Source organism: Streptococcus sp. SO2, assembly GCF_030440025.1.
Window position 1 is genome coordinate 208,780 of the sequence record NZ_JAQFJH010000001.1, and the last position, 14,387, is coordinate 223,166.

Here is a 14,387-nt window from a genome sequence, read left to right on the forward strand (position 1 = left end):
GAAGCGACCGATGGCCGCTTCCTAAGAAATGACTTTTATCCATTATTTTTCAGGAACTTTTACGCTTCCGTCAAGGATCTTAGCTTTTGCATCTTCAACAGCTTTTTTACCTTCTTCTGAAAGGTTTGTTACTGCTAGCTCAACCCCTTTATCTTTCAATGAGTAAACAATCACTTGTCCACCAGGGAATTCACCTTTTTCTGTTTTGTTAGCAATATCTTTTACAGTTGTACCAACTTGTTTCAATGTAGATACAAGAACAAAGTTAGATTCTTTACCATCTTTAGAAGTGTATTTACCTTCTGCTGCTTGGTCACGGTCTACACCGATAACCCAAACTTTTTCGTCTTCATTTTTGTTTTCGTTCAATGATTTTGCTTCAGCAAAGACACCAGCACCTGTACCACCAGCTGCTTGGTAGACAACGTCTGCACCGGCAGCATATTGAGCTGCTGCAATTGTTTTACCTTTGGCAGCATCACCAAATGAACCAGCGTAGTCAACTTGGACTTTGATAGATGGGTCTACTGACTCAACACCAGCTTTGAATCCAGCTGCAAAACGTGAAATAACTTCAGATTCGATACCACCTACAAAACCAACTTGTTTTGTTTTCGTAGTTTTCGCTGCTGCAACACCAGCAAGGTAAGCTGCTTCATTATCCGCAAATCTTACGCTCGCAACATTCTTTTGACCTTCAATCACATCATCAATCAAGACATAGTTTAGGTCAGAGTGGTCTTTTGCTGCTTCCTCAACTGCATTGTGAAGTGCAAAACCAACACCGAAGATCAGGTTGTAACTTCCAGCCGCTTGTTGCAAGTTGTTAGCATAGTCTGCTTCGCTTGTTGATTGGAAGTAAGTGTAACCTTTATCTTTAGAAAGATTGTGTTCTTTACCCCAGTCTTGCAAACCTTCCCAAGCTGATTGGTTAAATGATTTATCATCAACACCACCAGTATCTGTTACGATTGCTGCTTTGGTCTTCATTTCTGATGAAGATGAAGCTGCATTACGAGAAGAGCGGTTACCACATGCAGCAAGTCCAACTGCTGCTACTGCAACTAGACCAAGGCCTAGCCATTGTTTCTTGTTCATTACTGAACCTCCTAAATAAGATGTGCAACGATGTTGCAAGTATGGATTGGTTGGCCACAAGGACCGCGTCACTCAGAGAGTGACTCAGACTAGTTTAAGTCTGTAAATGAGTATGGAAGTAACTCCCCGACCGTCATCTCGACCGTCGATTTATCTTTAGCGACTAAGGTCACTTTTAGATCTTGTTCAAAAAATTCAATCATGACCTGGCGACAAGCACCACATGGCGAGATGGGTTTTTCAGTTTGTCCGTAGACAATCAACTCTGAAAACTCCCGTTGCCCCTCCGAAACTGCTTTAAAAATAGCAGTACGTTCTCCACAATTAGTCAAGGGATAACTAGCATTCTCGATATTGACACCCGTATAAATGCTACCATCCTTGGCAACTAAAACAGCTCCGATAGGAAAGTGAGAATAAGGCACATAAGCTTTCTTGCTAGTTTCAATTGCTAGTTCAATCAACTCAGTAGTTGCCATCTGCCAATTCTCCTTTTAAAATCGCAACGCCAGCAGATGTTCCGATACGGGTAGCGCCTGCTTCCACAAAAGCGACAGCATCTGCATATGAACGCGCTCCACCAGCTGCCTTAACACCCATATCTGGCCCGACTGTTTCACGCATCAACTGAACATCCTCAATAGTGGCACCACCAGTTGAAAATCCAGTTGATGTTTTGACAAAGTCAGCGCCTGCTTTCTGGGATAATTGGCAAGCCACAACCTTTTCATCGTCTGTCAACAAGCAAGCTTCAATAATGACCTTAACCAACTTGTCACCACTTGCTTCTACGACAGCACGGATGTCCGATTCAACCAAATCCAGATTGCCTGATTTGAGGGCACCAACATTGATAACCATATCAATCTCATCCGCACCGTTTTGAACAGCTTCTTTTGTTTCAAAAGCTTTCACAGCTGAAGTTGTTGCTCCCAAAGGAAAACCTACTACTGTACAAACCTTTACATCTGAGCCTTCAAGCCCTGTTTTCGCATGTTTAACCCATGTGGGATTGACACAAACACTGGCAAAGTCATACTCACGCGCTTCAGATAGCAAACAATCAATTTGTTCTTGGCTTGCATCTTGCTTTAAAAGCGTATGATCAATATATTTATTTAACTTCATATTCGGATTCTCCCTGGTTTTATGAGATAATTTCTATAATTTCTCGTAAACTTTGCACTCCATCATTTATTTTAACATATTTTTGAAATTCTGTAACTAGTTCAGAAGAAATTTTTCCATTTGTATAAACTTTTGCAACAATTTCCCCTTTTTGAACGGAGTCTCCAACCTTCTTCTCAAAAACAATCCCTGTTTCATAGTCCAAGTCATCAGACTTGATTGCACGACCAGCTCCTAGTCTCATGGCATAGAGGCCAAATTCCATTGCAGGAAGAGCTGAAATAACACCCGTATCTTGAGCTGGAATTTCCACCACATGGGCAACTTTGACGGGGCGATAAAGATCTTCTAAATCACCGCCTTGTGCTGTTACCATTTCTTCAAACTTAGCCAGTGCTTGGCCATTTTCCAGGTGTTGACGGATTTCCTCGATCGTTTTCTCAACATCAGCCAATCCAAGCATAATCTGAGCTAACTCGCAGATAAAGTGACTAATATCTTCTCGACCTTTTCCTTGAAGAATCTCGATTGCCTCAAGGATTTCGAGACGATTGCCAATTGCTCTTCCCAAGGGCTGACTCATATCGGTAATGACTGCTACTGTTTTTCGACCAACAGCCTTACCAAGATCCACCATGGTTTGAGCTAATTCGCGCGCCTCATCAACCGTCTTCATGAAGGCACCCTCACCGACCGTTACGTCTAGCAAAATGGCATCCGCTCCTGCAGCAATTTTCTTGCTCATAACAGAACTAGCAATCAAAGGAATCGTGTCGACAGTTGCTGTCACATCACGGAGGGCATAGAGAAGTTTGTCTGCTTTAACCAGCTGATCGGACTGCCCAATGACAGATACACCAATGTCCTGTACCTGACGAATGAAATCTTCTTGACTTCGCTCAACTTGATAGCCCTTAATGGACTCCAATTTATCAATTGTTCCACCAGTATGGCCGAGACCACGACCACTCATTTTAGCTACGGGAACACCGAAACTCGCAACAAGGGGAGCCAAGATTAAGGTCACCTTATCACCTACACCACCAGTCGAATGCTTATCAACTTTAACCCCATCAATAGCTGACAAGTCAAACTCCTGACCTGTCTTGACCATATTCATCGTTAGATCAGAAATCTCACGTGTGGTCATTCCTTTAAAATAAACAGCCATAGCAAAAGCAGACATCTGATAGTCTGGAACAGTTCCAGCCACATAGCCTTCTACCAACCATTTGATTTCAGCTGCAGTCAGTTCTTGACCATCTCGTTTCTTTTGAATTAAATCAACTGCTCTCATTCTTTCACACTTCTAAGGATATAGTATCCCTTATCTTTCTTTACGATTTCACAATTTCCAAAAACGTCTTCCATCTTACTTTTAGCACTTGGAGCTCCTTGTTTTTTCTGAATGACGATGGTTAAATCTCCTCTGTCTTTCAAGAAATCTCTGCTCTTTTCGATAATCTCATGAACAACTTGTTTACCCGCTCGAATCGGCGGATTAGAAATAACATGGTCAAATTTCCCTTCAACTTGTTCATAGATATTGGATTGGAAAATCGTTGCTTCTACTTTATTACGTTCAGCATTTTGTCGCGCTAGGTCCAAGGCACGATTATTGATATCGACCATGGTCGTCTGAACTCCATAAGCCTTGGCCAATGACAAGCCCAATGGCCCATAACCACACCCCACATCAAGGACCGTCTCTCCTTCATTTACCTCTAGACACTTGAGCAAGAGCTGACTCCCAAAGTCAACCATTTTCTTGCTAAAAACACCCGCATCCGTCAAAAAGGTCATGTTTTCTCCCAACAACTCCACTCTCAACTCATGAATGTCGTGAGCAGCATCAGGATTTTCTGCATAATACATTTTACTCATAAAACTATTTTACCATAATTTGGCTTGAATTGTAAATCGTTTACAAAGTGATGATCAAATGAAAAAGACTGAAGAATCCTAGTCAAAAAACCTTTTCTTCAATCTCTTTCAATTATCAGAAATACATTACAATCTATCAGGAACTACAAATTATCATAGTCAGGAAAAACAGGTCGCCTGTAATCAAGCGCATTTTTATCACTATTGCTTAACCTTAAAATACTTTATTATCAACAGGATTCCCAATATGATGTTTAGATAAAAACCCAACTGATAAGTTTGTGTCAAGATTTCCAAACTTGTCCAAAGTCGTATCAAATCTTCTAGTGACATACGGAATAAATAACCCTCTGTAGCAATCCATAGGACTAAAAAGAAATAACTACCCGCAGCAAGCCATTTCGTCCACCGTTTTTTTAGTATGAAAGCAATCAAGAGCGAACAGATAAAGACAACTGTTACAATGGCATGTTCCATCAAAAAAGTAAAACCGTAATAGATTTCCACAAAGCGTCTCCCATTATCCGTATTCGCTCCCCTTATAAAAGGTAGTGCAAAACTTAAAATAAAACAGAGTTCCAATATGTAACATCTCAAGATTTTCATTGTATACCTCCTATAAGTTGCGAACTAAAAAACCCACTTTTAATAACTGATAACTCTTCAGAAACAATTCCCTATCTCATCATTAAATTATTCAACCTCCATCTACCTCTATTATACGATATTGACTTACTACCATCAAGAAACCGCTTTATTTTTTTAGCTTTTTATGGTATGATAAACAAAATATCTAGGGGAAAACAAATGACCAACGAATTTTTACATTTTGAAAAAATCAGTCGCCAGACTTGGCAATCTTTACATCGAAAGACAACACCTCCTTTGACAGAAGAGGAACTAGAATCCATCAAGAGTTTCAATGACCAGATTAGTCTACAGGACGTAACAGATGTCTATCTTCCCCTAGTTCATCTTATCCATATTTACAAGCGCACCAAGGATGATTTGGCCTTTTCAAAAGGAATTTTTCTCCAACGCGAAAGTAAATCTCAGCCTTTTATCATTGGGGTTTCTGGTAGTGTTGCTGTGGGAAAATCAACTACTAGTCGCTTACTTCAGATTCTTTTATCACGTACTCTCCCGGATGCTACTGTAGAATTGGTGACAACTGACGGTTTTCTCTATCCCAATCAAACCTTGATTGACCAAGATATCTTAAATCGCAAAGGTTTTCCTGAAAGTTATGATATGGAAACCTTGCTGAATTTTCTTGACCGCCTAAAAAATGGCCAAGATGTCGATATTCCTGTCTATTCTCATGAAGTGTATGACATCGTTCTTGGGGAGAAACAATGTGTCAAAGCTGCTGACTTTGTCATTGTAGAGGGGATTAATGTCTTTCAAAATCCTCAAAATGAGCGTCTTTACATCACTGATTTCTTTGATTTCTCCATCTATGTGGATGCTGCTGTCGAGGATATTGAAAGCTGGTATCTGGATCGTTTCTTGAAACTGCTCAGCTTTGCCCAAAATGATCCCAACAGCTACTACCACCGCTTTACGCAAATGCCAATTGGAGAAGTTGAATCCTTTGCACACCAGGTTTGGACCAGTATTAATCTCACAAATCTACAAAACTATATCGAACCAACAAGGAATCGCGCCGAGGTCATTCTCCACAAGACTAAAAACCATGAAATCGATGAAATTTACCTAAAAAAATAATTTCCCCTTGTCAAAACCTAAGTTTTCATATATAATGGTATAGTTAGTAAATATGGAGGTAAGAACATTGGCAAACATTAAATCAGCTATCAAACGCGCTGAATTGAACGTTAAACAAAACGAAAAAAACTCAGCTCAAAAATCAGCTATGCGTACTGCTATCAAAGCTTTTGAAGCAAACCCTTCTGAAGAACTTTTCCGTGCTGCTAGCTCAGCTATCGACAAAGCAGAAACTAAAGGTTTGATTCATAAAAACAAAGCAAGCCGCGATAAAGCTCGTCTTTCAGCTAAACTTGCTAAATAAGAAACAGTCCATAGAGGCTGTTTTTTTGTCCTCTAATCAGAAAAGGTAGAAAATGAAAATCGCAATCATAGGATATTCTGGAGCTGGCAAGTCAACTCTAGCTGAAAAGTTGTCAAACTACTACTCCATCCCCAAACTGCATATGGATACACTTCAATTTCAACCTGGTTGGCAAGACAGTGACCGCGAATGGATGTTGACCGAGATGAAAAACTTTCTCACAAAGCACGAAGCTTGGGTCATCGACGGCAACTACTCTTGGTGTTGCTATGAAGAAAGAATGCTGGAAGCTGACCAAATCATCTTTCTCAACTTTTCCCCATGGACTTGTCTCTTTCGAGCCTTTAAACGGTATCTCACATACCGAGGTAAAGTCAGAGAAAGTATGGCAGCAGGCTGTCCTGAACGCTTTGACTGGGATTTTATCCGATGGATTCTCTGGGATGGGCGGACAAAACATGCTAAAGAACGCTATCAACGGGTTCAAGAAACCTACCCTGAGAAAGTAATTGTCCTCCGGTCGCAAAAGGAGATGGATTACTTCTTAGAAAATCTCGCGCATAACAAGAAAAACCAACGTGTATAACGTTGGTTTTTTGCTATTAGCCAATCACACTTCCGTTTGGTACAGCTGGATCAACTGTGAGAAGGGTTAATTTGCCTTCATGTTCAGCTGAGAGGATCATTCCTTGACTGACATATTTTTTCATCATCTTGCGTGGTTTGAGGTTGGCAACGATTTGGACCTTCTTGCCGACCAATTCTTGTTCGTTTGGATAGTATTTGGCAATTCCTGAGAGGATTTGACGGTCTTCGCCATCACCTGCATCGAGGCGGAATTGGAGCAACTTGTCAGAACCTTCTACTTTAGACACTTCTTTGACCTCTGCAACACGGATTTCGACCTTATCAAAGTCTTCAAACTTGATTTCTTCCTTGTTGAGTTTGAGTTCAACTTCATCTGGATTCCATTCTTTTTCGACGGCTGGTTTGTTGCCTTCCATTTGTTCCTTGATATAGGCAATCTCTTCTTCCATGTCGAGACGCGGGAAGATTGGTGTTCCTTTGGCAACAACAGTCACACCTGCAGGGAAATCTGCCAAGCTCAAGTTTTCTAGGCTAGAAACTTCTGCTAGACCAAGTTGTGCCAATACAGCGCGACTAGTTCCCATCATAAAGGGCTCAATCATGTGAGCTACGACACGAAGGCTGGCTGCCAAGTGGCTCATGACACTTGCCAATTGGTCACGGTGCTCTTCATCCTTAGCCAAGACCCATGGGGCTGTCTCATCTATGTATTTGTTGGTACGTGATATAAGAGTCCATACTGCTTCTAAAGCACGTGGATAGTCAACTGCTTCCATGTGTGTATGGTAGTCAGAGATAGATTGCTCTGCAACCTCAGCAAGAGCATTATCAAATTCAGTCACACCCTCTACATAGGCAGGGATTTGCCCATCAAAATACTTGTTAATCATAGAAACCGTACGGTTAAGGAGGTTTCCAAGGTCATTGGCCAATTCATAGTTGATACGGCCAATGTAGTCCTCAGGAGTGAAGGTTCCATCTGAACCAACAGGAAGGCTACGCATGAGGTAGTAACGAAGTGGATCCAGTCCATAACGCTCTACTAACATTTCAGGATAAACGACATTCCCTTTAGACTTAGACATCTTGCCGTCTTTCATGACGAACCAACCATGGGCAATCAAGCGGGCAGGCAATTTCATATCCAACATCATGAGAAGGATTGGCCAGTAGATGGAGTGGAAACGAAGAATGTCTTTTCCGACCATGTGGAAGACCGTTCCATTCCAGAATTTATCATAGTTAGCATGATCGTCTTGACCGTAACCAAGAGCAGTCGCATAGTTAAGAAGGGCATCGATCCAAACATAGACAACGTGTTTTGGATTGGAAGGGACTGGCACACCCCAGGTAAAGGTTGTACGAGAAACTGCCAAATCTTCTAAACCTGGCTCGATGAAGTTACGCAACATTTCATTAAGACGACCATCTGGAGTAATGAAGTCAGGATGTGATTTGAAAAATTCAACCAAACGGTCTTGGTATTTGCTGAGGCGAAGGAAATAAGACTCTTCTGAAACCCATTCAACCTCGTGACCTGATGGAGCAATACCGCCTGTCACATTTCCAGCTTCATCACGGAAAACTTCCGCAAGCTGACTTTCTGTAAAGAATTCCTCATCTGAAACTGAATACCAACCAGAGTATTCACCCAAGTAGATATCATCTTGAGCAAGCAAGCGCTCAAAGACCTGTGCTACCACTTTTTCATGGTAATCATCAGTTGTACGGATAAATTTATCATATGAGATATCGAGTAATTTCCAGAGTTCTTTGACGCCAACTGCCATGCCATCAACATAGGCTTGTGGTGTGATGCCAGCTTCTTCCGCTTTTTGTTGGATCTTTTGACCATGCTCATCAAGACCTGTCAGATAAAAGACATCGTAGCCCATGAGGCGTTTGTAGCGAGCTAGGACATCACAAGCGATGGTTGTGTAGGCAGAACCGATATGAAGTTTACCAGATGGATAGTAAATCGGTGTTGTAATATAAAAATTCTTTTCAGACATAATTTTTCCTTTCCAGGCAAATGAAACCTGTTTTTCTAACACTTCATTATATCATATTTTTAGTGATTTTCGATAGGAAAATCCATACAAAAACAAGACAGACAAATGTCCATCTTGTTTTTTTCTGTTCTATATCTTATTCATAACGAAGGGCTTCAATCGGATCAAGCTTAGACGCTTTATTGGCTGGCAAGACTCCGAAAACCATCCCAACACTGGCTGACACAGCCAAGCTAAAGAGAGCGATTGGGAGGGAAACCCCAACTTCAATACCTGCAATCATGTTTTGAAGCAGTACTCCAGCTAACATGGTCATTCCAGCAGCAATCCCAAGACCGATGACACCACCTAGCAAGGTCAAGATCATAGACTCAATCAAAAACTGTACCAAGATATTAGCCCGTGTAGCTCCAAGCGCCTTACGTAGACCAATCTCACGCGTGCGTTCTGTAACCGAAACTAGCATGATATTCATAACACCAGTTCCCCCGACAAAGAGAGAGATTCCTGCAATGGCACTGATAATGGTGGTCATAAAACCAAATAGTTGTTGTACCTCTTGGAAGGCGGCAGTTGCATCCGCAACTTGGTACTCCCCTTGTTGAAGACCTGGAATCTCGGTCAGTTTTCGAGCCAACTCTGGTCCCAAGGTCTGCGTTAGACTAGTATCATTGACACGAAAGACGATATTCGAGATTTCATCAGTATTAAAATTGGCTGCGAGAGAGATATTGGTCGTAATTGGAAGACCACCAATCCCAAAGGCTTTAGCAGTTTTAGCTTCATTGCTAGTATAAACGCCAATCACACGGTAACTAAATTCATTGACAGAGATGACTTGATTAACCGCAGCTTCTGGACTATCAAACAAACTCTTGGCTAATTCTTCATCCAACAAAATCACACTGGCAAATTCCTTGTAGTCTTGCGGTCTTAGACTTCTACCCGCAACGATTTCATTTTCAACTGCGTTCATGTAGGTACTATTTCCGCCTGTCAGAGTCGCGCGTTCAACCTTCTTATCCTTATAAGATAGGGTGACGTTGGTCGAGTTGGTGACATAGTAACTGTCTACTCCTTTAAGTTTAGCAGCTTCCTTGACCCAGGATTCTAGTGGTTTTGGTGGTTCAACATGAACATCCTCTTCTTTCCCGCTGACTGTCAAAGCGGATTGTTTCTGCGTGAAGGAACCGTCCTTGCTTTTAATAGGAGAGAAAAAGACATGGATATCCTTCTGTGATTTGGTCATATTTTTATTGACCTGACGAGACATGGAGTCTCCCAGAGCCATGATGACAACGACAGACGAAACTCCGATGATAATCCCAATCATAGTCAGGAAGGAACGCATCTTGTGGGCCATGATGGATGAAAAGGCAAATTTCAGATTCTGCATCTTAGTTTTCCTCCTTTTCTACCTGAGCACTGTCAGACGAGATGACCCCATCACGAATGACAATTTGGCGTTTGGCATAGGCAGCAATCTCAGGTTCATGCGTGACCATGATAATGGTTTTCCCTTCCTTGTTTAGCTCCACCAACAGCTGCATGATTTGATTTCCTGTCTTGGTATCTAAGGCTCCTGTAGGTTCGTCCGCTAGGATGATAGAGGGATTATTTACCAAGGCACGTGCAATCGCTACACGTTGCTTTTGACCACCTGATAACTCAGAAGGTAAATGATGACTGCGCTCCGTCAGCTCAACTTTTTCCAAAAATTCCTCCGCCAATTTCCGACGTTTGGAAGCCGAAACACCAGCGTAAATCAAGGGCAACTCGACGTTTTGAAGTGCATTGAGTTTGGACAAGAGAAAGAACTGCTGAAAGACAAAGCCGATTTGCTGGTTGCGGACCTTGGCAAGCTGTTTCTCTCCAAGACCTGCAACTTCTTGCCCTTCAAGGTAGTACTCTCCACTGGTTGGTGTATCCAACATTCCGATGGTATTCATCAAGGTAGACTTACCAGAACCAGACGGTCCCATAATGGCGACAAACTCACCTTCTTGAACTTCTAAGTTAATATTTTTTAGGACCTGCAGTTCTTGGTCACCATTTCGATAACTCCTACAGATATTTTTGAGACTAATTAGTTTCTTCATCAGCCTTCACCTCTTTTCCTTCTTCCAAGGAAGATGTTGGATTACTGATGACCTTGGCACCGTCTGTCAAACCTGAAGTAATTTCTTGGTTGTCTGCATCCGCATTCCCCAAAGTAACTTCCACTTTCTTGGCTTTTTTCTGGTCGTCAACGAGCCAGACATAGTTTTTGTCATTTTCGGTAACAACACTTGTCAAAGGAACAAGGATGGCCTTACTCTTATTTTTGACTTCCACACTGACAGAGAAGCCTTGTTTCAACTCACCGATATCGCTAGTCACATCAACAGTATAAGGGTACTTAGATCCAGTATTTCCTCCAAGGGCTGCATTTGCTGCTTCTCCATTGTTTTTAGGATAATCAGAAATATAGCTGATTTTTCCTGTCCAGCTCTTATCTTGGTAAACCTTCGAAGTAAAGGTAACTTCTTGCCCTACAGAGAGGTTAGCAAGGTTGTATTCAGACAACTCCCCTTTGACCTGCAAGTTTTCATTACTTACGACATGAACCACCACTTGGCTATTACCTGTTGGCGATTTGGAAACATTACGATTAACTTCAACTACAGTCCCTTCTAATGTACTGAGGACAGTTGCAGCATCTAGCTGAGCTTGAGCCTTGTTGAGCTGAGCTACAGCATCTGCACGGTTATCCTTGGCATCACTGATTTGAGAGTCGATAGAGGATACTGAAGAAGTCGCTGCTTGCGCTTGTTCTGGAAGTCCAGCTTCTGTTGGAACTTGTGGGGAAGCCGGCGCAGCTGCTGCATTTTCACGAGCTTTGTTTAACTCCTCGATATGACGGTCTGCTTTTGCAACTGCACGATCAGCTGCATCGTAGGCAGCTTGAGCATCTGCACTGCTGTATTTGACCAAAGCTTGCCCTTCTTCGACCTTGTCCCCAACCGAAACGAGAATTTCATCTAAATCTCCCTTACTAGCATCAAAATAAACGTATTGTTCATTTTTTGCTGTGACGGTACCTGACAAGAGAACTGATGAGGCGACGGAACCTTCCTTGGCAACAACGATATGAGAAGTCTCATCCTGGACAGCCGACTGGGATGGTTGTCTAAAAATCATAATCGCCGCAGCACTAATAACAATAGCACTTGCAACACCAATAGCGGTGAATAATTGCCATTTTTTTACTTTTTTGGTTCTTTTCATAGTTAATCTCCTTTTTCACTTTAAGCTTACAAAAACCATTATATCAGAAATACCAGACCAAAACAATGATCGTTCAGAGAGAAACAATGACAGTTCAGGAGAAATATTTCGTTCGGTATTTGTATTTGGATTATTGTACTAGATATATAGTACACTATCTTTGAAAAAATGGCAAGTGTTTTTCTAATTTTTTTTAACGTAGCAGATTTTTGCATTCAAAAAATAAAAACGATAGAATATGACTATCAAAGCTATAAGGAGTTTTCTATGAGAGAATATGATATCATCGCCATCGGTGGAGGAAGTGGCGGTATCGCCACTATGAACCGAGCTGGTGAACACGGGGCTAAAGCAGCTGTTATCGAGGAGAAAAAATTAGGTGGAACCTGCGTCAATGTCGGCTGTGTTCCTAAGAAAATCATGTGGTATGGAGCGCAAATCGCTGAAAGCCTCCACCACTACGGCCCTGACTACGGTTTTACAAGTTCAGATGTTCAATTTGATTTTGCTAAACTTCGTCAAAATCGTGAAGCCTACATCGATCGTGCCCGCTCGTCTTATGATGGAAGTTTCAAGCGCAACGGTGTTGATTTGATTGAAGGTCGTGCTCATTTCGTTGATGCTCATACAGTCAGCGTTAATGGTGAATTGATTCGTGCAAAGCATATCGTGATTGCGACTGGTGCTCGACCAAGCATTCCAACTATTCCTGGAGCTGAACTCGGTGGTAGCTCAGACGATGTCTTTGCTTGGGAGCAACTTCCTGAATCCGTTGCGATTCTTGGAGCTGGTTATATCGCCGTTGAATTAGCAGGCGTTCTCCATGCACTAGGAGTAAAAACGGATTTGTTTGTCCGTCGTGATCGTCCCTTGCGTGGTTTTGACAGCTATATCGTTGAGGGACTTGTCAATGAAATGGAAAAAACAGGTCTACCTTTGCACACACATAAGGTACCCGTTAAGCTCGAAGAAACGGAGCAAGGCATTACGATTCATTTTGAAGATGGTTCTAATCACACTGCAAGCCAAGTTATCTGGGCTACCGGCCGCCGTCCAAATGTAGACGGACTGGAGTTAGAAAAGGCTGGAGTTACACTCAACGAACGTGGGTTTATCCAAGTGGATGAATATCAAAATACAGTTGTAGATGGCATCTACGCCCTTGGAGACGTCACTGGTGAGAAGGAATTGACCCCAGTAGCCATCAAGGCAGGACGCACCCTATCTGAACGCCTCTTCAACGGGAAAACAAATGCCAAGATGGACTACACGACTATCCCTACAGTTGTCTTCTCCCACCCAGCAATCGGAACCGTTGGTTTAACTGAGGATCAAGCTATCAAAGAATACGGCCAAGATAACATCAAAGTCTACAAGTCAAGCTTTGCATCTATGTACTCAGCCGTTACAAACCATCGTCAAGAATCTCGCTTCAAACTCATCACCGCCGGTGATGACGAAAAAGTTGTTGGACTTCACGGACTTGGTTACGGAGTGGATGAGATGATTCAAGGATTTGCAGTCGCTATCAAGATGGGAGCGACCAAGGCAGACTTTGACGCTACAGTAGCTATCCACCCAACTGCTTCTGAAGAATTTGTGACCATGCGCTAATTATCGCAAGAGACCTGAAGAGGTCTCTTTTTACATGTAAAATCGGCTGTTACAAAATTGTTACCCCGTTATAAAAAATAGGTTGACTTTTGTTTCTGAATCAGTATAATAGTTACTATAATTTTGAAAAGAGGTTAACAGTTTTGAAAAAAGCTCATATCTATGCTATCCCTGCTATCGGTGCTGCTCTCATCGCTGTATTAGCACAAATCAGTCTCCCTATCGGTCCTGTCCCCTTCACTCTGCAAAACTTTGCGATCGGTCTGATTGCTACTGTTTTTAGACCCAGAGAAGCTGTTCTATCTGTAGCTCTCTATCTCTTGCTGGGTGCCATTGGTTTACCTGTTTTTGCAGGGGGTGGTGCTGGATTTCACGTTTTAGTCGGTCCAAGTTCAGGCTATCTTTGGTTCGACCTTGTCTATGCTGGACTTACATCTTATCTCATCCATCAAAATAGTGGCTACATTCGCATTTTCCTAGCCAACCTCTTGGGTGACTCCCTCGTCTTTGTCGGAGGTATTCTCAGCCTCCACTTCCTTGCCGGGATGCCATTTGATAAGGCACTAGCTGTCGGTGTCCTTCCCTTTATCCTCCCTGATCTTGGTAAGATTATTGCCATTAGTTTCATTAGTCGTCCCCTACTTGAACGATTAAAAAGCCTTCCATATTTTTCAAGATAAAAGAATAGTCCAGAACAATTGTTCTGGACTATTTCCTTTCTAATTACTTCCTAAGAACTAACTGAAAATTAACTCTCTTTTAGA

The 14,387-nt window shown here is 42.1% G+C and carries 15 protein-coding genes; 5 read left to right on the forward strand and 10 right to left on the reverse strand.

The window, feature by feature from the left end; translation table 11 throughout:
- Nucleotides 1-42: 42 nt before the first annotated feature.
- From PCY17_RS01000 to PCY17_RS01025, 6 genes are all read right to left on the reverse strand, one after another.
- A complete protein-coding gene (locus tag PCY17_RS01000; RefSeq protein ID WP_049477645.1) occupies nt 43-1,098 on the reverse strand; it encodes a BMP family protein in 1,056 nt (351 codons plus the stop codon).
- Between the two features lie 89 nt (nt 1,099-1,187).
- On the reverse strand, nt 1,188-1,577 hold the full coding sequence (locus PCY17_RS01005; protein WP_049477646.1) for a cytidine deaminase: 390 nt from the start codon (nt 1,575-1,577) through the stop codon (nt 1,188-1,190).
- On the reverse strand, nt 1,564-2,226 hold the full coding sequence (gene deoC / locus PCY17_RS01010; protein ID WP_049479694.1) for a deoxyribose-phosphate aldolase: 663 nt from the start codon (nt 2,224-2,226) through the stop codon (nt 1,564-1,566). Before deoC ends, PCY17_RS01005 begins: the two co-directional genes overlap by 14 nt.
- 19 nt (nt 2,227-2,245) lie before the next feature.
- Entirely contained in the window at nt 2,246-3,523 is a 1,278-nt protein-coding gene (locus PCY17_RS01015) for a pyrimidine-nucleoside phosphorylase (protein ID WP_301390738.1), read from the reverse strand.
- The gene (locus PCY17_RS01020; protein ID WP_301390739.1) at nt 3,520-4,110 is read right to left on the reverse strand and encodes a class I SAM-dependent methyltransferase; all 591 of its coding nucleotides are present in this window, start codon (nt 4,108-4,110) and stop codon (nt 3,520-3,522) included. Before PCY17_RS01020 ends, PCY17_RS01015 begins: the two co-directional genes overlap by 4 nt.
- A 201-nt stretch (nt 4,111-4,311) precedes the next feature.
- The gene (locus PCY17_RS01025) at nt 4,312-4,716 is read right to left on the reverse strand and encodes a hypothetical protein (protein WP_268721799.1); all 405 of its coding nucleotides are present in this window, start codon (nt 4,714-4,716) and stop codon (nt 4,312-4,314) included.
- 201 nt (nt 4,717-4,917) lie between these two features.
- Between PCY17_RS01025 and coaA the strand changes: the two genes are divergently transcribed.
- From coaA to PCY17_RS01040, 3 genes are all read left to right on the forward strand, one after another.
- The gene (coaA, locus tag PCY17_RS01030; protein WP_301390740.1) at nt 4,918-5,838 is read left to right on the forward strand and encodes a type I pantothenate kinase; all 921 of its coding nucleotides are present in this window, start codon (nt 4,918-4,920) and stop codon (nt 5,836-5,838) included.
- Nucleotides 5,839-5,905: 67 nt separating this feature from the next.
- Nucleotides 5,906-6,142, forward strand: a complete 237-nt coding sequence (rpsT, locus tag PCY17_RS01035; protein ID WP_001274000.1) for a 30S ribosomal protein S20 — start codon at nt 5,906-5,908, stop codon at nt 6,140-6,142.
- Between the two features lie 52 nt (nt 6,143-6,194).
- Complete coding sequence (locus PCY17_RS01040; protein WP_125328397.1) at nt 6,195-6,728, forward strand: DNA topology modulation protein; 534 nt, start codon at nt 6,195-6,197, stop codon at nt 6,726-6,728.
- Between the two features lie 16 nt (nt 6,729-6,744).
- Here PCY17_RS01040 and metG read toward each other — a convergent pair whose 3' ends face one another.
- From metG to PCY17_RS01060, 4 genes are all read right to left on the reverse strand, one after another.
- Nucleotides 6,745-8,742: a methionine--tRNA ligase gene (gene metG, locus PCY17_RS01045; protein ID WP_215804751.1), complete on the reverse strand. Its 1,998-nt coding sequence runs from the start codon at nt 8,740-8,742 to the stop codon at nt 6,745-6,747.
- A gap of 136 nt (nt 8,743-8,878) precedes the next feature.
- Complete coding sequence (locus PCY17_RS01050) at nt 8,879-10,138, reverse strand: ABC transporter permease (protein ID WP_301391013.1); 1,260 nt, start codon at nt 10,136-10,138, stop codon at nt 8,879-8,881.
- A 1-nt stretch (nt 10,139) separates the two neighbouring features.
- The gene (locus PCY17_RS01055; protein ID WP_000733797.1) at nt 10,140-10,841 is read right to left on the reverse strand and encodes an ABC transporter ATP-binding protein; all 702 of its coding nucleotides are present in this window, start codon (nt 10,839-10,841) and stop codon (nt 10,140-10,142) included.
- Entirely contained in the window at nt 10,825-12,009 is a 1,185-nt protein-coding gene (locus PCY17_RS01060; RefSeq protein WP_301391014.1) for an efflux RND transporter periplasmic adaptor subunit, read from the reverse strand. Before PCY17_RS01060 ends, PCY17_RS01055 begins: the two co-directional genes overlap by 17 nt.
- 267 nt (nt 12,010-12,276) lie before the next feature.
- Here PCY17_RS01060 and gor point away from each other — a divergent pair, with 267 nt between their 5' ends.
- Together gor and PCY17_RS01070 are read left to right on the forward strand one after the other, a co-directional pair.
- Nucleotides 12,277-13,623, forward strand: a complete 1,347-nt coding sequence (gene gor / locus PCY17_RS01065; RefSeq protein ID WP_301391015.1) for a glutathione-disulfide reductase — start codon at nt 12,277-12,279, stop codon at nt 13,621-13,623.
- 143 nt (nt 13,624-13,766) lie between these two features.
- Nucleotides 13,767-14,303, forward strand: coding sequence for a biotin transporter BioY (locus tag PCY17_RS01070; protein WP_049479686.1), 537 nt, complete (start codon nt 13,767-13,769; stop codon nt 14,301-14,303).
- The last annotated feature ends 84 nt before the right edge of the window (nt 14,304-14,387 follow it).